1 rRNA gene is annotated in these 853 nt (G+C 51.3%); it reads right to left on the reverse strand.

Going from position 1 to position 853, the window contains the following annotated elements:
* Nucleotides 1-853 (reverse strand): 23S ribosomal RNA (locus tag ACYP2Q_RS31440); the annotation flags it as partial.

An 853-nucleotide genomic window follows, 5' to 3' on the forward strand; every position in this document is an offset into this window, starting at 1 on the left:
TGATACCCGTAGCTTCGGTGTATGGTTTGAGCCCCGTTACATCTTCCGCGCAGGCCGACTCGACTAGTGAGCTATTACGCTTTCTTTAAAGGGTGGCTGCTTCTAAGCCAACCTCCTAGCTGTCTAAGCCTTCCCACATCGTTTCCCACTTAACCATAACTTTGGGACCTTAGCTGACGGTCTGGGTTGTTTCCCTTTTCACGACGGACGTTAGCACCCGCCGTGTGTCTCCCATGCTCGGCACTTGTAGGTATTCGGAGTTTGCATCGGTTTGGTAAGTCGGGATGACCCCCTAGCCGAAACAGTGCTCTACCCCCTACAGTGATACATGAGGCGCTACCTAAATAGCTTTCGAGGAGAACCAGCTATCTCCGAGCTTGATTAGCCTTTCACTCCGATCCACAGGTCATCCGCTAACTTTTCAACGGTAGTCGGTTCGGTCCTCCAGTTAGTGTTACCCAACCTTCAACCTGCCCATGGATAGATCGCCCGGTTTCGGGTCTATTCCCAGCGACTAGACGCCCTATTAAGACTCGCTTTCGCTACGCCTCCCCTATTCGGTTAAGCTCGCCACTGAAAATAAGTCGCTGACCCATTATACAAAAGGTACGCAGTCACCCAACAAAGTGGGCTCCCACTGCTTGTACGCATACGGTTTCAGGATCTATTTCACTCCCCTCTCCGGGGTTCTTTTCGCCTTTCCCTCACGGTACTAGTTCACTATCGGTCAGTCAGTAGTATTTAGCCTTGGAGGATGGTCCCCCCATATTCAGACAAAGTTTCTCGTGCTCCGTCCTACTCGATTTCATGACTAAGAGATTTTCGCGTACAGGGCTATCACCCACTATGGCCG

The sequence above is a fragment of the Pseudomonas sp. MHK4 genome (assembly GCF_054600775.1).